The 19419-nt window shown below is 71.5% G+C and carries 17 protein-coding genes; 12 read left to right on the forward strand and 5 right to left on the reverse strand.

What is annotated here, in order from left to right; genetic code table 11:
- The first annotated feature begins 39 nt into the window (after nt 1–39).
- The 4 genes from KXC43_RS25455 to KXC43_RS25470 all read left to right on the forward strand — a co-directional run bounded on the left by KXC43_RS25455 (nt 40) and on the right by KXC43_RS25470 (nt 4882).
- The gene (locus KXC43_RS25455) at nt 40–597 is read left to right on the forward strand and encodes a DUF2752 domain-containing protein (RefSeq protein WP_221378663.1); all 558 of its coding nucleotides are present in this window, start codon (nt 40–42) and stop codon (nt 595–597) included.
- 26 nt (nt 598–623) lie between these two features.
- Complete coding sequence (gene dapA, locus KXC43_RS25460) at nt 624–1517, forward strand: 4-hydroxy-tetrahydrodipicolinate synthase (RefSeq protein WP_221378664.1); 894 nt, start codon at nt 624–626, stop codon at nt 1515–1517.
- 43 nt (nt 1518–1560) lie between these two features.
- A complete protein-coding gene (locus KXC43_RS25465; protein WP_221378665.1) occupies nt 1561–3249 on the forward strand; it encodes a ribonuclease J in 1689 nt (562 codons plus the stop codon).
- Between the two features lie 100 nt (nt 3250–3349).
- Nucleotides 3350–4882, forward strand: coding sequence for a S1 family peptidase (locus KXC43_RS25470; RefSeq protein WP_221378666.1), 1533 nt, complete (start codon nt 3350–3352; stop codon nt 4880–4882).
- A gap of 91 nt (nt 4883–4973) precedes the next feature.
- Here KXC43_RS25470 and KXC43_RS25475 read toward each other — a convergent pair whose 3' ends face one another.
- Nucleotides 4974–5387 carry a YbjN domain-containing protein gene (locus tag KXC43_RS25475; RefSeq protein ID WP_251803069.1) on the reverse strand — a complete coding sequence of 138 codons (414 nt, stop codon included), beginning with the start codon at nt 5385–5387 and terminating at the stop codon, nt 4974–4976.
- Between the two features lie 62 nt (nt 5388–5449).
- Here KXC43_RS25475 and KXC43_RS25480 point away from each other — a divergent pair, with 62 nt between their 5' ends.
- The gene (locus tag KXC43_RS25480) at nt 5450–7972 is read left to right on the forward strand and encodes a DNA translocase FtsK 4TM domain-containing protein (protein ID WP_221378667.1); all 2523 of its coding nucleotides are present in this window, start codon (nt 5450–5452) and stop codon (nt 7970–7972) included.
- Here KXC43_RS25480 and KXC43_RS25485 read toward each other — a convergent pair.
- A complete protein-coding gene (locus KXC43_RS25485; RefSeq protein WP_221378668.1) occupies nt 7923–9143 on the reverse strand; it encodes a glycosyltransferase 87 family protein in 1221 nt (406 codons plus the stop codon). The genes KXC43_RS25480 and KXC43_RS25485 overlap by 50 nt on opposite strands.
- Nucleotides 9144–9224: 81 nt before the next feature.
- Between KXC43_RS25485 and rimO the strand changes: the two genes are divergently transcribed.
- From rimO to pspM, 6 genes are all read left to right on the forward strand, one after another.
- Nucleotides 9225–10685 (forward strand): 30S ribosomal protein S12 methylthiotransferase RimO, encoded by a 1461-nt coding sequence (gene rimO / locus KXC43_RS25490; protein WP_221378669.1) that lies wholly within the window; start codon nt 9225–9227, stop codon nt 10683–10685.
- Complete coding sequence (pgsA, locus tag KXC43_RS25495; protein ID WP_221378670.1) at nt 10682–11290, forward strand: CDP-diacylglycerol--glycerol-3-phosphate 3-phosphatidyltransferase; 609 nt, start codon at nt 10682–10684, stop codon at nt 11288–11290. Before rimO ends, pgsA begins: the two co-directional genes overlap by 4 nt.
- 10 nt (nt 11291–11300) lie before the next feature.
- The gene (locus KXC43_RS25500; protein ID WP_221378671.1) at nt 11301–11792 is read left to right on the forward strand and encodes a CinA family protein; all 492 of its coding nucleotides are present in this window, start codon (nt 11301–11303) and stop codon (nt 11790–11792) included.
- A 158-nt stretch (nt 11793–11950) separates the two neighbouring features.
- The gene (locus KXC43_RS25505) at nt 11951–12346 is read left to right on the forward strand and encodes a helix-turn-helix domain-containing protein (RefSeq protein WP_221378672.1); all 396 of its coding nucleotides are present in this window, start codon (nt 11951–11953) and stop codon (nt 12344–12346) included.
- 301 nt (nt 12347–12647) lie between these two features.
- Complete coding sequence (locus KXC43_RS25510) at nt 12648–13508, forward strand: PspA/IM30 family protein (protein ID WP_221378673.1); 861 nt, start codon at nt 12648–12650, stop codon at nt 13506–13508.
- A 31-nt stretch (nt 13509–13539) separates the two neighbouring features.
- Nucleotides 13540–14292, forward strand: a complete 753-nt coding sequence (gene pspM, locus KXC43_RS25515) for a phage shock envelope stress response protein PspM (protein WP_221378674.1) — start codon at nt 13540–13542, stop codon at nt 14290–14292.
- Here pspM and KXC43_RS25520 read toward each other — a convergent pair.
- Nucleotides 14289–15086: a DNA-formamidopyrimidine glycosylase family protein gene (locus tag KXC43_RS25520; RefSeq protein WP_221378675.1), complete on the reverse strand. Its 798-nt coding sequence runs from the start codon at nt 15084–15086 to the stop codon at nt 14289–14291. The genes pspM and KXC43_RS25520 overlap by 4 nt on opposite strands.
- A 3-nt stretch (nt 15087–15089) precedes the next feature.
- Entirely contained in the window at nt 15090–17837 is a 2748-nt protein-coding gene (locus tag KXC43_RS25525; RefSeq protein ID WP_221378676.1) for an ATP-binding protein, read from the reverse strand.
- 67 nt (nt 17838–17904) lie between these two features.
- On the opposite strand from KXC43_RS25525, the gene KXC43_RS25530 reads away from it, so the two are divergent.
- A complete protein-coding gene (locus KXC43_RS25530; protein ID WP_221378677.1) occupies nt 17905–18573 on the forward strand; it encodes a hemerythrin domain-containing protein in 669 nt (222 codons plus the stop codon).
- A 39-nt stretch (nt 18574–18612) separates the two neighbouring features.
- Here the strand turns inward: KXC43_RS25530 and KXC43_RS25535 are convergent, their stop codons facing one another.
- Entirely contained in the window at nt 18613–19392 is a 780-nt protein-coding gene (locus KXC43_RS25535) for an SAM hydrolase/SAM-dependent halogenase family protein (RefSeq protein ID WP_221378678.1), read from the reverse strand.
- Between the last annotated feature and the right edge of the window lie 27 nt (nt 19393–19419).

Below are 19419 nucleotides of genomic sequence, written 5' to 3' on the forward strand. Positions count from 1 at the left end.
GTCATCGAGCAGCGGCGACGCCGGTGTACCGTGGCGCCCATGAGCGCGACCACGACCCCGGACGCCGCCCGCCCGTGGCTGGACGATCAGCCCGTCCAGGGTCCGCCGGTGCCGCCCGAGTGGCTGGCCTACTACGCGCGACAGAACGAGCCCGACCGGGTCACCCGCTTCGTCCAGCGGGTCTGGACGAGGTCGCCGATCTGGGCCGCCCCGCTCGCCCTGCTGGTCTGCATGGGCGGCGCCGTCGGCTACACGATGGTGACCCACCCGGCCGAGGCCGGCGCCGGTGAAGCACCCACCTGCCTGCTGAAATACACCACCGGCTTCGTCTGCCCGGGCTGCGGCGGCACCCGCGCGGCCTGGTACCTGTTGCACGGCGACCTGCCGGCCGCGGCCCGCCACCACGCGGTCTTCGTCTTCGCCGTTCCGTTCCTGCTCTATCTGTACGTGGCCTGGGCCGGCAAGCGCCTCTTCAAGTGGAACCTGCCCCAGTTGAACCTGAGCCCGGCCGTCCTGATCACCTTCGTCGCTGTGTGGGCGGTCTGGAGCGTGGCCCGCAACCTGCCCTGGGCCCCGTTCACCGCGCTCTACGTCTGAGCGGGCCGTCCGATAGGTTGGGGGGTATGACGCACGACCCGCGACCCTTCGGACGGTTGCTGACCGCCATGGTCACCCCGTTCGCGCCGGACGGCTCCCTCGACGTCGAGGGCGCGGCGAAGCTGGCCACCTACCTCGTCGACGAGCAGCGCAACGACGCGCTCGTCGTCAGCGGCACCACCGGCGAGTCGCCGACCACCACCGACGCCGAGAAAGAGACCCTGCTCCGCGCCGTGGTCGACGCGGTGGGCGACCGGGCCCGGATCGTCGCGGGTGTGGGCACCAACAACACCGCTCACACGATCGAGCTGGCCCACGCCGCGGAAAAGGCCGGCGCCCACGGCCTGCTGGTCGTGACCCCGTATTACAACAAGCCGCCGCAGGCCGGTGTGGCCCGGCATTTCCTCACCGTGGCGGACGCGGTCGGCCTGCCGGTGATGGTCTACGACATCCCGCACCGCGCCGGCACGGCGATAGCCACCGAGACCATGTGCCGCATCGCCGAACACGACCGGATCGTCGCCGTCAAGGACGCCAAGGGCGACCTGATCGCCAGCTCGTGGGTGCTCAGCCGCACGGGCCTGGCCTACTACTCGGGCGACGACGCGGCGACCCTGCCGCTGCTGTCGATCGGCGGGGTGGGCCTGGTCGGCACCTCCACCCATTTCACCGGCGTCCTGGCCAAAGACATGATCGAGGCGTTCGAGCGCGGCGACAACGCCGCCGCTCTGGCCCTGCACCGGCGGGCTATGCCGCTGTTCACCGGCATCTTCCGGGTTCCGGGCACCATGCTGGTCAAGGCGGGCCTCAACGCTCAGGGTCGCCCGGCCGGCCCGGTCCGCTCGCCGCTGGTCGACGCGACCGAGGCCGAGCTCGACCAACTGCGCCAGGACGCCGCCGCAGCCGGCATCGCCCTGTGACGGGCACCGCCGCACAAAATGAGGAAAGACAGACAAATCTGATATGAGTCAAGCTCACGCGGATCTCGAACCGCCGCCCCCGCTGCCCGAGGGCGCCCTGCGCGTCATTCCGATGGGTGGCCTCGGGGCCATCGGCCGCAACATGACGGTCCTGGAGTTCGACGGCAAGCTGCTGATCATCGACTGCGGAGTGCTGTTCCCCGACGTGGAACAGCCCGGCGTCGATCTGATCCTGCCCGACTTCACGCCGATCCTCGACCGGCTCGACGACGTCCAGGCGATCGTGCTGACGCACGGCCACGAGGACCACATCGGCGCCGTCCCCTACCTGCTGGCCCACAAGGCCGACATCCCGCTGGTGGGCTCGGAGTTCACGCTGGCGCTGGTCGAGGCCAAGCTGGCCGAGCGCCGCCTCGACCCGTACACGCTGACCGTGCGCGAGGGCCAGACCGAGCAGCTCGGGCCGTTCGGCTGCGAGTTCTTCGCGGTCAACCACTCGATCCCCGACGCGCTGGCCGTCGCCGTGCGCACCCCGGCCGGCCTGATCCTGCACACCGGCGACTTCAAGATGGATCAGGTGCCGCTGGACGGCCGGATCACCGACCTGGCCGGGTTCGCGCGGCTCGGCGCCGAGGGCGTCGACCTGCTGCTCTCCGACTCGACGAACGCCGAGGTGCCCGGTTTCGTCACGCCCGAGCGCGACATCGGCCCGGTGCTGAGCTCGATCTTCGGCAAGGCGCGGGGCCGCATCATCGTGGCCAGCTTCGCCTCCCACGTGCACCGCGTGCAGCAGGTCATGGACGCGGCCTGGGAGTACGAGCGCAAGGTGGCCCTGATCGGCCGCTCGATGGTCCGCAACATGGGCATCGCCCGCGACCTCGGCCTGCTCAACATCCCGGACGGCCTGCTGGTCAGCCTGGACGAGGCGACCAGGCTGCCGGGTGACGAGATCGTCTTCATGTCGACCGGCTCGCAGGGTGAGCCGATGAGCGCGCTCGGCCGCATGGCCAACGGCGACCACCGGCACATCACGATCGAGCCGGGCGACACGGTCGTGCTCGCCAGCTCCCTGGTGCCGGGCAACGAGACCTCGGTCTATCGGGTGATCAACCGGCTGTCCCGCGCCGGCGCCACCGTGGTGCACAAAGAGACGGCCAAGGTGCACGTCTCGGGTCACGCCCCGGCCGGCGAGCTGCGCTATCTGCTCAACGTGGTGCGTCCCAGCAACCTCATGCCGGTGCACGGCGAGTGGCGCCACCTGCGCGCCCACGCCCAGCTCGGTGTCGAGACCGGCGTCGCGCCCGACCGGGTCGTGCTGTGCGAGGACGGCGACGTCGTCGACCTGGTCGAGGGGCACGCCCGCCACGTCGGCCGGGTGCAGAACCGCTACGTCTACGTCGACGGGCTCGCGGTCGGCGACGTCAGCGAGTCGCTGCTGACCGAGCGGCGCATCCTCGGCGACGGCGGCTTCATCTCGGCCACCGTGGTGATCGACTCGGTGACCGGCAAGGTCGTCGGCGAGCCGAACATCTCGGCCAAGGGCTTCTCGGAGGACCCCGACGCGTTCAACCCGGTGATTCCGTTGCTGACCGCCGCGCTGCACCGCTCGGCCGAGGACGGCATCACCGACACCCACCAGTTGCAGCAGGTCGTGCGGCGTACGGTGGGCCGCTGGGTCAACGACGCGTACCGCCGCCGGCCCATGATCGTGCCGACCGTGGTCGAGGTCTGAGCTAAAGAAGAGCGGCCATTTAAACCTTTCGCTGGTTCTCCCCGTACCTCTGGGCACGGTGCCGCCCCCACGGCACCCGTGTCGAGGGGAGTACCGAAAGATGCAGCGCAGACGGATCGCCGTGGCGGCGGCGGTCGTGGCGGCGGCGGGTGCGGCAGTGGCGTTCACCCTGCCTTCCATGGCCGGCACCACGCCGTCGAGCACGACTGCCAAGCCCAAGGCCGGTGGCGTTTCGCCGCAGATCCTGGCGGCAATGAAGCGCGACCTCGGGCTGGACGGCGATCAGGCCACGGCCCGGTTGCAGCGGGCGAAGTGGGCCAGCGCCGTGAGCGCCCGGCTGTCCGCGCAGACCGGCGCCGACTTCGGTGGCGCCTGGCTGGCCACCGACGGCAACACCCTCAAGATCGCCGTGACCGACCCCGCCGCCGAGAAGGCGGTCCGGGCCGCCGGCGCCGAGCCGGTGCTGGTCGAGCGCAGCGAGCAGGCGTTGGTGACGGCCAAGGAGAAGGTGGACGCGGTCCGCTCCGAGGCGTCCGGTGTCAGCGGCTGGTACGTCGACGTCAAGACCAACAAGCTGGTCGTGGTGGCCAAGCCGGGCAAGGTGTCGACGGCCAAGAGTCTGGCCCGCACGGCCGGCGTGGCCGGTGACGCCGTGTCGGTCGTCACCAGTTCGGCCACTCCCAAGCCGCTGTTCGACGTGCGCGGCGCCGACCCGTACTTCATCCGGGTCGACGGCGGCACGGCGCGCTGCTCGATCGGGTTCTCGGTCGAGGGCGGCTTCGTCACGGCCGGGCACTGCGGCGGCGTCGGCGCGACCACGACCGGCTTCAACCAGCAGGCCCAGGGCACCGTACGCGCGTCGACCTTCCCGGGCACCGCCGACATGGGCTTCGTCGAGGTCAACGGCGACTGGGACCCGCGCCCGGTGGTCAACGACTTCGAGGGCAACGAGCTTCCGGTGGCCGGCAACACCGAGGCGCCAGTGGGCGCGGCGGTCTGCCGTTCCGGCTCCACCACCGGCACCTTCTGCGGCACGATCCTCGCCAAGAACCAGACGGTGGTCTACCCCGAGGGCGCGGTCACCGGTCTGACTCGCACCGACGTCTGCGCCGAGGGTGGCGACTCGGGCGGCCCGTGGCTCAGCGGCGACCAGGCCCAGGGCCTCACCTCGGGCGGCTCGGGCGACTGCACGGTCGGCGGCGAGACGTTCTTCCAGCCGGTCAACGAGATCCTCGCGGCCGAGGACCTGACGCTGGTGACCAGCGGTGGCGGTGCAGCCCAGCCGCCGGCCGAAGAGGAACAGCCCCCGGCCGAGTCGGCCGGCGCCTGCGCCGACCAGGCTGTGCAGCGCGAGGGCACCCTGGCCCGCGCCCGCACCGCCCAGGCCCAGCCCGACGGCGCCGCGTTCCGTTCGAACGCCGGCGTCCAGACCGCTTGCCTCACCGCCGCCGAGGGGGCCGACTTCGACCTCTTCCTGCAGCGGCTCACCAACCGCGGTTTCCGCACGGTCGCCAGCGACACCGGCGCCGGCGACAAGGAGCTGACCTTCAACGGCCGCTCCGGCACCTACCGGTACGTCGTCGTCGCCACCTCCGGCGCCGGCGCGTACAACCTGGGGTTCAGCACCCCCTGACGCGCCCCGCCACCACCCCTGCCTCGGTGGCGACAGCGCATCTGACGATGCCGGGGAGCCCATGGCTCCCCGGCATCGTCGCGTCTGCGTCTCAACCGAGCTGGCGCAGTTCCAGCACCTCGTTGGACAGCTGGACGCTGGTCGCGATCGCGGCGATCATCACCTGGTCGAGCTGCTCGGGCGTGACGCCCCGCTCCCAGTCGGCGATGACCTCGCCCACCACGAGCACCGTCCCGTCGTCGTTGACGTGGACGTACGCCTTGGGAAAGAGCTGGTCGTGGTTCCACGAGTTGCAGAACTCGTAGAGCCGGGCGACGTCGTCCATTCCGAACATGTGTTGCACCATCGTGCGCACCTGGAGCACTTCCTGCTGCTGCCCGATGCGGAAGAAATAGATGAGGTTGCCCTGGAAGTTGCCGCCGATGTCCCCCTCGGCGTCCTCGAAGTACTTGAAGTCGCGCGCGTCGAGCGCGTCGGTGATCATTTCCTTGGTGAAGGCCTGCACCCGCCGATAGTAGGTCGGTGCGCCTACCGGATTCATGAGCATCGCGGCGTTACGGTGTGACCATGGCGGGCCGCACCTCTCCGGCGAGCCGGGGCCGCGCCGCGTCCACGACGCGCGGCGCCGCTACCAACCGTGCCCGTCAACCGGCACGCCAGCCCGCCCGCAAGACTCCGCCGCGCAAAGCGACGCGACCCCGCTCGGCGGCCCGTGCGCGGCCTTCCATGGGTTCGGCGGTGGCCACCGGCGTCGGCCGCGGTCTGGGCGCCCTGTGGATGGGCCTGGCCCACAGCGTCGGCTGGGCTGCCCGCGGCGTCGGCCGGCAGGCCGCCACCGCCAAGGAGATCGATCCCGAGCATCGCCGCGACGGCGCCGGTCTGCTGCTGCTCGGCCTGGCCATCCTGGTCGGGGTGGCGGTGTGGTTCGGCAGCGCCGGGCCGGTCGGCAAGTGGCTGGCCGACTCGACCCACCTGTTCCTCGGCGGCCTCGCCGTGCTGCTCCCGCTGCTGCTGCTCTATGGCGCCGTACGCCTGATGCGCAAGCCGGCCGACCCCGAGCACCGCGGTCGCACGCTGGTCGGCTGGACGGCGATCGTCATCGCCACCGCCGCGCTGCTGCACGTCTCGCAGCGCCCCGACGACGGCGCCGCGATGGAGAGGGCCGGCGGCCTGCTCGGGTACGCCTTCGGCGCGCTGCTCGAGCGGGCGGTGACAGCCTGGGTGGCCGTGCCGCTGCTGGTGCTCCTCTTCGTCTTCGGCTTCCTGGTGATCACGGCCACACCGATCAACAAGATTCCCGAGCGGGTGCTGCTGCTGGTCGACGTGTTGCTGGGCCGGTCGACCGAGCGCGCCCCGCTGCCGACCCCCGAGCTGCCCGAGGACGACGAGGACGCCGAGGAGCCGGTCAAGAAGCGCCGCCCGTCCCGTCGCCGGCAGGGCTCGCTGGCCGACATCGGCCTGGCCCCCGATGAGCCGGCCGCCGACGAGGACGACTTCCTCGTGCACGACACGGTGGCCGTGCCCAAGGTGCCGGCCAGCCGCAAGAAGCCGACGCCGGCCCCGCCCGACCACTCGGAGCCGCTGCCCACCCGGGCCGAACAGCTCGAGATCAGCTCGGTGCCGGGCGACTACCGCCTGCCGCCGCCGTCGCTGCTCGGCCAGGGCTCGCCGCCGAAGTCGCGCAGCCGGGCCAACGACGAGATCATGGCCGCCCTGTCCGGGGTGTTCGACCAGTTCAACGTCGACGCCGAGGTCACCGGCTTCACCCGCGGGCCGACGGTCACCCGCTACGAGGTCGAGATCGGTCCCGGCACCAAGGTCGAGCGCATCACCCAGCTGTCGCGCAACATCGCGTACGCGGTGAAGTCGCCCGACGTCCGCATCCTGAGCCCGATCCCGGGCAAGAGCGCGGTCGGCGTCGAGATCCCCAACACCGACCCCGAGAACGTCGCGCTGGGCGACGTGCTGCGCTCGCGGGCCTCCACCGCCGACCACCACCCGATGCTGGTCGCGCTGGGCAAGGACATCGAGGGCGGCTTCGTGGTGGCCAACCTGGCCAAGATGCCGCACATCCTGATCGCGGGCGCGACCGGTGCCGGCAAGAGCTCGTGCCTGAACTCGCTGCTGGTGTCGCTGCTGACCCGGGCCACCCCCGACGAGGTCCGCCTGTTGCTGGTCGACCCCAAGCGGGTCGAGATGACCGCGTACGAGGGAATCCCGCACCTCGTCACGCCGATCATCACGAATCCGAAGAAGGCGGCCGACGCGCTCGAGTGGGTCGTGCGCGAGATGGACATGCGCTACGACGACCTCGCGGCCAACGGCGTGCGCCACCTCGACGACTTCAACCGCAAGGTCCGCAGCGGCGAGATCACCGCGCCGCCCGGCAGCGAGCGCGTCATGAAGCCGTACCCGTACCTGCTGGTCATCATCGACGAGCTGGCCGACCTGATGATGGTGGCGCCGCGCGACGTGGAGGACTCGGTCGTCCGCATCACCCAGCTGGCCCGGGCCGCCGGCATCCACCTCGTGCTGGCCACCCAGCGCCCCTCGGTCGACGTGGTGACCGGCCTGATCAAGGCGAATGTGCCGTCCCGGCTCGCCTTCGCGACCTCCTCGCTGGCCGACAGCCGGGTCATCCTCGACCAGCCGGGCGCCGAGAAGCTGCTCGGCCGCGGTGACGGGCTGTTCCTGCCGATGGGCGCCTCGAAGCCGGTGCGCATCCAGGGCGCCTGGGTCGACGAGAAAGAGATCGCGGCGGTCGTCAAGTTCTGCAAGGACCAGCGCGAGCCGGAGTTCCGCGAGGACGTCACCGAGGTCCCGCAGAGCAAGAAGAAGCAGATCGACGAGGAGGTCGGCGACGACCTCGAGGTGCTGATCCAGGCCATCGAGCTGGTCGTGACCAGTCAGTTCGGCTCGACGTCGATGCTCCAGCGCAAGCTGCGGGTGGGCTTCGCCAAGGCGGGCCGCCTGATGGACCTGATGGAGACCCGCGGCATCGTCGGCCCGTCCGAGGGCAGCAAGGCCCGCGACGTGCTGGTCAAGCCCGACGAGTTGGAAGAGGCGCTGGCCGCTCTTCGCGTCGACTAGTAAGTCTTTCCAGCTCTTCCTCGATCGGGTCTCTCCGGAACGCTTCCCGCAGCAGGTGGTAGCCGACGACGATCAGGGCGGCCAACATGAGCAGGGCCGCGATCGTGGGCAGGACGGCGACGACCCGGCCGAACAGGTACGGCTGGTAGCTCAGCAGGGAGGCCGCCTGGACCAGCAGGGGCACGTACCAGAGGCGTGGGATGAACATCACCAGGACGACGGTCAGCACGTCGGCCAGGAAGAAGTACCGCTCGTGCATGCCGGGCAGCAGGAACGGCACGAGGATCGAGAACAGGGCGGCCGCGAGCACGACGCGTTCCCGGGTCAGCTCGACCTGGCGAGCGATCAGCACGTAGACGACCCCGATCACCACCGCCGCCGCGAACAGGTAGCCGAGGGTGCGCAGCGTGTCCTCGCGGGGGCCGCCGGGCATCAGGGCGAACACGTTCGGGGCGCGCAGACTCAGCTCGGGCACGTTGCGGGCCTGCCGGTCCATGCTGTAGATCGTGAGCAGCTCGATCGGGTTGCGCCCGAGCAGGATCGCCGGCAGGTCGAGAGCGAGATACGCGGCGGGCGCGGCGAGCAACGTACGCCACGGGATCTTGCCCGCCAGAACCAGGAGCAGCAGCAGCGGCAGGATGAAGATCCCCTGCGGCTTCATGGCGACCGCGACGCCGCACAGCGCCACACCCCACCACGGCTTGTCCTTCAGCAGGAAATAGACGGCGCCCAGGGCGGGCGCGGCCCACATCGCGTCGATCTGCCCCCAGAACGACGCGTTCAGCACGACTGTCGGAAGCAGCACCACGATCAGCGCCGCGGCCGCCGGGAGGCGGCTGCCCGGCCAGCGCAGCCCGACGATCCGGTAGGCGAAGAACGCCAGCACGACGTCGAAGACGACCCACATCGCTTTGATCTTGAGCAGGAGCGGGCCGGGCAGGTAGATCGTGAAGGCGAGCAGATAGAGGAACGGCGCGTTGTAGTTGCCCACCTCGGTGCCGAGCCCGCGCCAGCCGCCGGCCTCGCGCAGCTGGCGGTACCACGAGAAGAAGATGCGCATGTCGGTCGTCTTCTCGTGGAAGCCCACCCAGCGGGCCAGGATCGCGATCACGACGAGCGCGGCGATGAGCAGGGCTTCGGCGTGCGGCGGGGGCTTCTTCAGAGTCTGCATGGCGCCAAGGGATACGGGCCGGACCCCCCGACGGATCAGTGCGCGGTCCAGCCAGGCACAGGATCCGGCTAACCTGGTCGGGTGTCGGTAACTCCTTCCCCCCGCCGTGTCGCCCTTCTCACCCTCGGCTGTGCCCGTAACGAGGTCGACTCGGAAGAGCTCGCGGCCCGCCTCGACGCGGGCGGATGGCAGGTGAGCACCGACGCCGATGGGGCCGATGTGGTGGTCGTCAACACCTGCGGTTTCGTCGAGAAGGCGAAGCAGGACTCGATCGAAACCCTGCTGGCCGCGGCCGACACGGGGGCCAAGGTGGTGGCGGCCGGCTGCATGGCCGAGCGCTACGGCAAAGAGCTGGCCGACAGCCTGCCCGAGGCGTCCGCGGTGGTCAGCTTCGACGACTACACCGACATCGCGGCCCGGCTCGACGGCGTGCTGGCCGGCGAGACCTTCGACGCGCACACCCCGCGCGACCGGCGCGAGCTGCTGCCGATCACGCCTGTGCAGCGCCAGGCGGCCAAGGTGGTCATCCCCGGGCATGCCACGGTCGACGAGCACACCCCGGCCCACCTGCGCCCGATCCTGCGCCGCCGGCTCGACAACGGCCCGGTCGCCAGCCTCAAGCTGGCCAGCGGCTGCGACCGCAAGTGCGCGTTCTGCGCCATCCCGGCCTTCCGCGGCGCCTTCGTCTCGCGCGACCCGCAGGAACTTCTGGCCGAGGCGGAATGGCTGGCCCGGTCCGGCGTCCGTGAGCTCGTGCTGGTGAGTGAGAACAGCACCTCGTACGGGAAAGATCTGGGTGACCCCAGGGCGCTCGAGAAGCTGCTGCCCCAGCTGGCCGCCGTCGACGGCATCGTGCGGGTGCGGGCGAGCTACCTGCAGCCGGCCGAGACCCGGCCCGGCCTGGTCGAGGCGATCGCCACCACCCCGGGCGTCGCGCCCTACTTCGACCTCTCGTTCCAGCACTCGAGCGAGCCGGTGCTGCGCCGCATGCGGCGTTTCGGCTCCACCGACCGGTTCCTCGATCTGCTCGCGTCGGCCCGCGAGCTGGCCCCCGCGGCCGGCGCTCGCAGCAACTTCATCGTCGGCTTCCCCGGCGAGACCCGGCAGGACGTCGACGAGCTGGTGCGCTTCCTGTCCGAGGCGCGGCTCGACGCGATCGGCGTCTTCGACTACAGCGACGAGGACGGCACCGAGGCGGCCGGGCTCGACAAGAAGGTCAAGGAAGACACCATCAAGCGCCGGTACGACCGGATCGTCACGCTCGCCGACGAGCTGTGCACCCAGCGCGCCGAGGAGCGTCTCGGCTCGGTCGTCGAGGTGCTGGTCGACACGGTCGAGGGCGGCGAGATCGAGGGCCGCGCCGAGCACCAGGCGCCCGAGGTCGACGGTTCCACGACGCTCGTGCCGGGCGAGGCGGGCGCCGACCTGACCGCGCTGCGCCCCGGCGACTTCGTGCGGGCCCGGGTCACCGCGACCGAGGGCGTCGACCTGGTCGCCGTGCCGGTCGAGATGATCTCAGCGGCGCCGGTGTCCCCGCGGTGACCGACGAGCCGGTCCCGGTGACCGCGCCCCGGACGGTGTCGCCCTACAACGCGGCGAACGTCCTGACCGTGGTGCGGATCGTGCTGGTCCCGGTGTTCCTCGGCCTCGTGGTCTCGTCGCAGCTCACCGGCACGGGTGCGCGAATCCTGACCTGCCTGGTGTTCTGCGTGGCCTCGGCGACCGACTTCATCGACGGCTGGATCGCCCGGCGCTGGTCGCTGGTCACCTCGTTCGGCAAGGTGGCCGACCCGATCGCCGACAAGGCGCTGACCGGCACGGCGCTGGTGCTGCTCTCGGTCTACGACCGGCTGCCGTGGTGGGTCACGGCGCTCATTCTCGTACGCGAGTGGGGGATCACCGCCCTGCGGTTCTGGGTGATCCGGTACGGCATCATCCCGGCCAGCCGCGGCGGCAAGCTCAAGACGGTGCTCCAGATCGCCGCCATCGCCTGGTACCTGTGGCCCGTCCCGGAGCCGTTCGACATCGTCGGCGTGGTGCTCATGGGCGCGGCGACGGTCGTGACGGTCGTGACCGGTGTGGACTATGTGATCGAGGCACTGCGTTTAAGGCGGGACGCCCGTCGCGCGGCCCGCACGGACGGGTAAATTCCTCCGGGTGGGTCCTGATATCGCCGCCGCCGCGGCCGTGCACCGCCTGATCGACCGGCACGAGACTCTTGCCACCGCCGAATCGCTGACCGGCGGCCTGGTCGCCGCGACCGTGGTCGAGATCCCAGGGGTGAGCGCGGTCTACCGTGGCGGGCTCGTCGTCTATGCCACCGAGCTCAAGCACATCCTGGCCGGAGTGCCGAAGGCCCTGCTCGACGAGCGCGGCCCGGTCGATCCCGACGTGGCCGGGGCACTGGCCGAGGGCGCCCGCGACCGCTGCGGCGCCGACTGGGGCGTGGCGACGACCGGCGTGGCCGGGCCCGAGCCGCAGGACGGCAAACCGGTCGGCCTGGTCTATGTGGCGGTGGCCGGCGCGTCCGGCACCCAGGTGCGCGAGCTGCGCCTCGACGGAAATCGTGCGGCCATCCGCACCGAAAGTGTGACGAGGGCGCTATTCCTGCTCGCAGACTGTCTTCAGGACGCCCCAGCATCGGTGTGAGCTGGGGAATGTCCCAGTGACCACAGTCGTTACAGGAGAGCCCCGTTGTCGGGCTGCCCCGGAATTCGGCGGGGCGGTATGTCGGTCTGGCCGGCAGCGGGTACGGTTGCGGGAAGCCTCCGGCGCGTGCCGGCGGCCCCGCCGCAGGAGGAGGTGCCATGGTCCTGCTACGCCGGGTTATCGGCGACGCACTGAGGGCGCGCCGGCAGGGGCAGCACCGCACGCTGCGCGAGGTGTCCACTGCCGCGAATGTCAGCCTGGGCTACCTGTCGGAAATCGAGCGCGGTCAGAAAGAAGCGTCCAGCGAGTTGCTGGCCGCCATCTGTGACGCTCTCGGTGCCCGCCTCTCCGAGCTCCTGGGTGAGGTCAGCAGCACGCTGTCGCTCGCCGAGGGTATGGAAGGCGTGCTCGTCCCGGTCGACGCCGAGTCGGTCAAGTCGCAGTCCAAGCCGGTCGATGGGGACGTGTCCGTCTCGGTCCGCCGTGAGTCTCCGCTCAAGGCGACCCTGCATGCGACTCGTAAACCCCAGCGCGACGTCGTTTACGCCGCATAAAAGCGATGATTTCGCCCGGGCCGGGCCTGCTCTCCATGAGCAGGTCCGGCCCGTTTCTTTTCCATTCTCTGTGGGGTTGCTGTGACTCATCGGGGTGGCTCCCTCGGGATCGACCCCGAGCAGGAGGAGCGCGTAGCCTCGAAGCGTGGGGGTCACCCTGAGATCCCCCCGAGGTCACGTGACGTCGGTGGCGTCGAGCTGACACGATGGCATGACACAACTGGTGACTCGCCATCGCGACAGCTCCTCGATCTGCGTCGGTGGCGGACCCGATAGAGCGACATTGAGGGGATACCGCGAGATGGCGAATCCGTTCGTCAAGGGCTGGCGTTACATGATGGCGCTCTTCGGCGCGAAGATCGATGAATACGCCGATCCGAAGGTCCAGATCCAGCAGGCCATCGAGGACGCGCAGCGCCAGCATCAGGCCCTTGTGCAACAAGCCGCGGCGGTCATCGGCAACCAGCGGCAGCTCGAGATGAAGCTGTCGCGCCAGATGGAAGAGGTCGAGAAGCTGCAGGGCATGGCCCGGCAGGCTCTCGTCCTGGCCGATCGGGCGCGTGGCAGCGGTGACGAGGCCGAGGCTCAGAAGTACGAGTCGACGGCTCAGACGCTCGCCACCCAGCTGGTCTCCGGCGAGCAGTCGATGGAAGACCTCAAGACGCTGCACGACCAGGCGCTCTCGGCAGCGGGCCAGGCCCGCAAGGCGGTCGAGAACAACGCCATGGTGCTCCAGCAGCGCATCGCCGAGCGGTCGCGTCTGCTGAGCCAGCTCGAGCAGGCCAAGATGCAGGAGACCGTGGCCAAGTCGCTCGAGTCGATGTCGTCGCTCGCCGCGCCCGGCAACACACCGTCGCTCGACGAGGTTCGCGACAAGATCGAACAGCGCTACGCGAACGCGATGGGTCGCGCCGAGCTGGCGTCCAACTCGGTCGAGGGCCGCATGCTCGAGGTGCAGAAGTCGAGTCTCGACCTGGCCGGTTCGTCCCGGCTCGAGCAGATCCGCGCCAGCATGGCGGGCGACAAGCTCGGCGCCGCGCCCACGCAGCCCGCGGTCGAGCAGTCCTCGGCTCCGGCCTCCGACCCGGCCAGCGTGGCGCGGCTCGACGAGATCCGCGCCAGCATGAACCAGAAGCGCGGCGACACGACGGCCGCCGGCTGAGGCACTTCGCACAACCAGGGGAGGGACGACGGTGGACGAGCGGACCAGGTACTTCCGGCGGCTCAAGCGTCTGCGCAGCGCAGCGCGACGGTGGAGCGTGCTGGGAGGCGGACTGGCCGCGGCCACCGCCGTCCTCACCCCCTATCAGGGCATCGGCTGGGCCGACGCGATCTGGGCCGGCTCGGCCGGCGCTTCGGTCGCGCTGGCCTGGTGGCGCTTCAGCGACCACCGCGAGCTGGCGGCCCTGCCCGCTCCGCCGCCACCCCCGCCCGCGCTCGCCGGCGCCAAGCTGACCGCGGCGCTCGAGCGCTTCCCGGTCGGCCGCACGATGATCAGTGAGGTGCGCCGGCAGAAGAACCGCTATGCCCTGCGCGGCTCGGCGATCACCCACGCGTGGGACAGGCTTGACGTGGCTTCGTCCACTTTGAGCGCACTGTCCGGCCGGCTCACCGGCTCCGGCGAAGGTGCCGTGCTCGAGGCCGCGGTGGCCGAGGAATGGTTGCGCGACCTCGGCCAGCGGGTGGCCAGCGTCGAACGGGCCCTGCCGCTCAGCCCGCCCGAGCAGCGCGCCGGCCTCGCCGAGTCGCACGGCCTGCTGGCCGAGCAGTTCACCGAGGGCGTCGACGCCTACGAGCGACTGGTCGCCGCGGCCGCGAGCTACGTCGCCGAGGACGGCCACCCGGTGACCGAGGGCAAGCACCCGGCCTTCGCGAGCCTGGTCGACGCCACCGACAAGCTCCGCGGCATCGCCGAGGGCCTCTCCGAACTCAAACGTCCCGCCTAAACCGCCGCCGGGCGGGGCTGGCAGCGCGGGCACCAATAGGTGATCCGCTCGCCCTTCTCGTCCTTCTGGATCGCGGCGCCGCATCGTCGGCAGGGCTGCGCGCGACGACCGTACACATAGCTCGTCTGCCCGCGTCGCAGCGAGCCGGTCGTCGTCTGGGTCCAGCGTCCACGATTCGACGCCACCAGTTTCTGGGCCAGTCGCACGGTGCCCGGCAGGTCGGCGACCAGCGACACCGGCGTCCACGGCCACAGCCCCCGCAGGAAGAGCGTCTCGGCCTTGTAGAGGTTGCCCACACCGGCCAGGTTGCGCTGGTCGAGCAGGGCCTCGGCGATGGTCCGCTCCGGCTGCTCGGCGATGCGCCGCGTGGCCTCGTCGACGTCCCAGTCGGCGCCCAGCAGGTCGGGGCCGAGATGGCCGAGGTGCTGATCCTCCTCGGCGGTCGGATAGAGCGCGACCTCGTGCAGGTGGTAGCCGACGGCGACCGAACGACGGGTTCGCAGCACGACCCGGATCAGGTGGGCCGGGCGGGCGGTCCAGCGTTCCCCCGGGGCGTACGCCCGCCACGCGCCCTCCATGCGCAGGTGCGAGTGCAGGGTGTGCGGCTTCTCGCCGTCCCGGGTCAGCCGCAGCAGCAGGTGCTTGCCGCGGCTGGCCGATTCGGCGACGGTCCAGCCGCTGAGGTCGGACGTGGCCAGCTGCGGCACGCGAAAGTCGGAGCCGGTCAGCACGTCGCCCTGGAGAGCCTTCTCCAGCACGCGCGCGGTGTTCCAGACGGTGTCGCCCTCGGGCATGCCTCAATCCTGCCCCGGCGCGGGGCCGAGAAACGACATCATGGTCGCTTCGTCCATGCTGTCGGCCGCTGCGAGGTCGGCCGCGGTCAGCAGCGTGGCCAACGCCGCGGTGCGGACCGGGTCGGCGGCATCGGGGTCGATTCCCCGCCTGGCGGCGAAGCGCCTGACGGCCATCAGCAGGCCGGCGGCGTCGCGCTTGTTTCCCGTACGGGCGAGAGCGTAGGACGCGGTATGCAGCCCACCCAGCACGTTGCCGACATCGTCCTCCTCCGCGAATCCGGTCAGCGCCCGCCGTAGCACCACGAGTGCTCGCTCCGGACTCGCTTCCACCAGCCCGTTTCTCGACGGCTCGGGGCCTGCGGGCGCCGGTGTCGTGGTCTCGCTCGGCGTGGGCTCGCGGCCGTCGAGCAGGGCACGGCCTAGCAGCAGATCGCTCATCGCGGCCGTCCAGGTCTGGCGCAGCGCGACCGCCTCCGCCCCGGCCTCGGCGAGCACCCGCCGGCCCTCGGCCAGCCGGCCCGCGCCGGCCAGAGCGGCGCCCAGCGACGCCGTGGCGGCCGGCACGATCCACTCCTCGCCGATGCGCCGCGCCAGTGCCAACGAGCGCCGGGCCGGCTCGACACCGCGATCGAATTCACCGCGGAACGTCCAGTACAACGATTCGTAGTAGGAGCCCTGCGCGGCCAGGATCTTGCCCTCGTGGTCCGAGTGCTCGCCCAGGATCTCGAGCCCGGCGTAGAGGTCGGTCGTCGCGCCGAGGTCGCCGGCCATGTAGCGCAGCAACGCGGCGCTGAGGTGGGCGCGGGCGCGGTCGGTCGGCGGCGCGTCCGAGGCGGCGGCCAGCCCGGCCCTCAGCAGTGGCAGGCCCTCGGTGACCAGCCCGCCCCGGAACCAGAACCACTGCAGCAGTCCGGCTGTGCGCAGCGCCGTCGCCGGCCGCGTCCCGAGGTCGTGCCGGATCCCGGCGCGCAGGTTGAGGAGTTCCCGGTTGAGCGTACGGATGGAGTGGGCCGAATGTTCGCCGCGGAGCAGGGGTGCGTGGTGCTCGACCAGCCCGCGGACCCACGCCGCGTGCCGCTCCTGGCTGCCCGCCGGGTCGGGGTCGTGCTGGCGGCAGTACGCCCGCACGATCTCGAGCAGGCGGTAGCGGGCCGGCGACACGGTCGTGTCGGCCACCACCACCGAGCGGGCCACCAGCGCCGAAAGCCCGTCCAGGTCGTCGTCGACGGCCAAGAGCGGAAATCCACCCTCGTACGGCCACAGGCCCAGCAGCAACGCCCGGTCGGACTCGCCGAGCAGGTCGACGCTCCAGGCGACCGTGGCCTCCAGCGTCTCGTGCGGGGCGAGGGCGCCGCGCGGCACCGGTCCGAGCTGCGGGAACCGGTCGCGCAGCATCCCGAGCAGCTCACCCAGCCCGAGTACGCGGGCCCGGGCCGCCGCCAGTTCCAGCGCGAGTGGGATGCCGTCGAGGGCAGCCGCGAGACCGGCCAGCGTCTCGGACTCGGCCGCACTGGGCCGCCAGCCCGGCCGGACCGTGGCTATCCGGTCGGTGAGCAGGGCGACCGCGTCGGCGGCGGGCAGCGGCGGCACCGGAAGCAGCCGCTCGCCGTCCACCCCCAACGGTTCCCGGCTGGTGGCCAGCACACGCAGCGCGGGGCAGCGGGTGAGCAGTTCGAAGGCCAGGTCGGCCGCGGCCATCACGACGTGTTCACAGTTGTCGAGCAGCAGCAGGCCGCTGCCGTCGCCGAGAGCCGCCGCGAGGACCTCGACGCTCGATCCCCGTACGCCCATCGCCGCGGCCACGGCCGCCGGCACCAGCGTGGGGTCGGTGACGTCGGCGAGCCGCACGAACCACGGGTTCCGACCGGCCGCGTACTCGACCGCCAACCGGGTCTTGCCGGCGCCGCCCGGCCCGACCAGGGTGAGCAGCCGGCTCGCGCCCGACATCTCGGTCAGCTCGGTCAGCTCGGCGGCGCGGCCGAAGAAGTGCGAGAGCGGGCGTACGGCCGGCGCCGGGCGCGACGGCAGCAGCAGTCCCGGGTCCTGAGCCAGCACCCGGCGTTCCAGATCCTGCAGCGCCGGGCCGGGGTCGATGCCGAGGTCGTCGGCCAGCCGGTCGCGGACGCGGCGCAGCGCGGCCAGCGCCTCGGCCTGCCGCCCGCTGCGGTAGAGGGCCACGATGAGCAGTTCCCAGCGGCGTTCCCGGTAGGGCTCGGCCCGGGTCGCCGCCTCCAGCTCGCCCGCCGCGCCCGGGGCGTCGCCGCCGGCCAGCCGGGCCGCGAGGCGTTCCTCCACGGCGACGGCCCGCAGCTCGTCGAGGCGGGTGCGGGCGGGGGTGCCGGGCAGGTCCGCGTACGCCTCCCCGCGCCACCGCCCCAGGGCGGCGTCGAACAGCCGCAACGCGTCGCCGGGCTGTTCCCCGTGGAGCAGCTGCCGCCCGCGGTGCACGTCGGCCGCGAACCGGGCGGCGTCGGTGTCGTCGACCGTGAGCCGGTAGCCGTCGCCGGCCCGGGCCAGGGCGGCCCGGCCCAGAGCGCGGCGCAGGCGGGAGACGTACGCCTGAAGGGAATTGCCCGGCCGCCCGGGCGCCTCGTCACCCCAGATCGCCTCGGCCAGAGCGTCCTCGGTGACCGGCCGGCCCTCGGCGGCGAGCAACGTGGCGACGAGCCGCCGCGGCAACGGTCCGCCGAGATCGGCCACGACGCCGTCCACCTCGATCTCGGTGGGCCCGAGCACCTTGCCGATCAGCACGGCACTCAGCATAGAAGTGCAGGCGGCTTGCAGGCAGTCTGCAAGCCGACCGTGCGAGCGTGCGGTCATGACAACCACGCACCTCGCCGAACGCACCGACACCTGGGACATGCTCGTGGTCCACCGGGTCTTCCGGCGCGAGTTCCGCATCATGCCCGCGCTGGTCCGGGCCGTCCCGCCCGGGGACGCTGACCGCGCCGAGGTGCTCGGTCAGCACCTGGCCAACGTGGCATCCGGACTGCATCACCATCACACGGCCGAGGACGAGCTGGTCTGGCCGCTGCTGCTCGACCGGGCCGGGATGCACACCGAGCTGATCCACCGGATGGAGGCGCAGCACGAGCGGCTGCACGAGCCGCTGGCCCGGATCGACGTGCTGCTGCCGCGCTGGCGGGCGACGGCCGAGGTCGAGGACCGCGACGCCCTGGCCGAGGTGATCGCCCAGGCCGCGGTGGCGCTGGACGAGCACCTGGCCGACGAGGAGCGCGAGATCCTGCCGATCATCGAGCAGCACCTCACGCCGGCCGAGTGGCGGGCGGTCGGTGACCGGGGCAAGGAGTCGATCCCGCCGGGCCGGATGGCGCTGGTCTTCCTCGGGGCGATCCTCGAGGAGGCGACGCCGACCGAGAAGGCGCGCTTCCTCGCCGAGCTGCCGTGGCCGGCTCGGATGCTGTGGCGGCTCCTCGGAGCCAGGACCTACGCCGCAGCCCGCGACCGAATCCGTCTCGTCGGCTGACCTCCGATGCCTTCTCTCTGCTTGTTGCCCCTCATCGCCTCACTGCCGGACGGCCAGCTTCACGATGTCGCCCGGGGTGACCGACAGCACGACGACGGCGCGGCCGTTGTTGACGGCGATCGCCACGTGGCCGGCCGAGTCCTCGAAGACCAGCAGGTCGCCCTGGTCCACGTCGGCGAAGGTCGCGGCGCGGTGGGCGCTGACCGTGCCGTTGATCACTAGATCGGCGCCCAGTCCGCGCAGCGTCTCGCCGCTCGCGGCCAGCTGCACGTTGCCGAACCGGTCGACGGTGAGTACTTCCGCCTCAAGCCAGCCGTCGCCCACCGTGACGACCGGGTCGGGCAGGCGGACGAGGGAGCCCGGCTCGATCTGGGGGCCGGCGTCGGACAGCGAAGCGCCGGCGGCGAGCCGCGCGGCGGCCGGGGCGAAGACGTCACGGCCGTGGAACGTGCTCGACACGGCCTCCTTCACCGTGAGCTCGTGGGCCGCGTCGATGCCCCCGAGAGCCTCGGCGGCCCAGATCAGCAGGCCGTTGTCGGGCCCCACGAGCAAGCCGTTCGGGGTGGCGAGGACGACGCCGCGGCGGGCTGTGCCCACCCCGGGGTCGACCACGGCGACGTGCACGCTCGGCGGCAGGTGGGGCGCGGTCTGCGCCAGCACGGCGGCGCCGCGGGCCACATCGGCCGGCGGCACGTGGTGCGTGACGTCGATGACGCGTACCTGGGGCGCGACTTTGGCGATCGATCCGTGACACGCCGCGACGAAGCCGTCGAACGTTCCGTAATCGGTAGTGAGGCTGATCCATTCATACCCGGCCATGGTGAGAAACGTTACTGCCTTGCTACG

This window comes from Paractinoplanes polyasparticus (assembly GCF_019710575.1).
Classification (GTDB): domain Bacteria; phylum Actinomycetota; class Actinomycetes; order Mycobacteriales; family Micromonosporaceae; genus Actinoplanes; species Actinoplanes polyasparticus.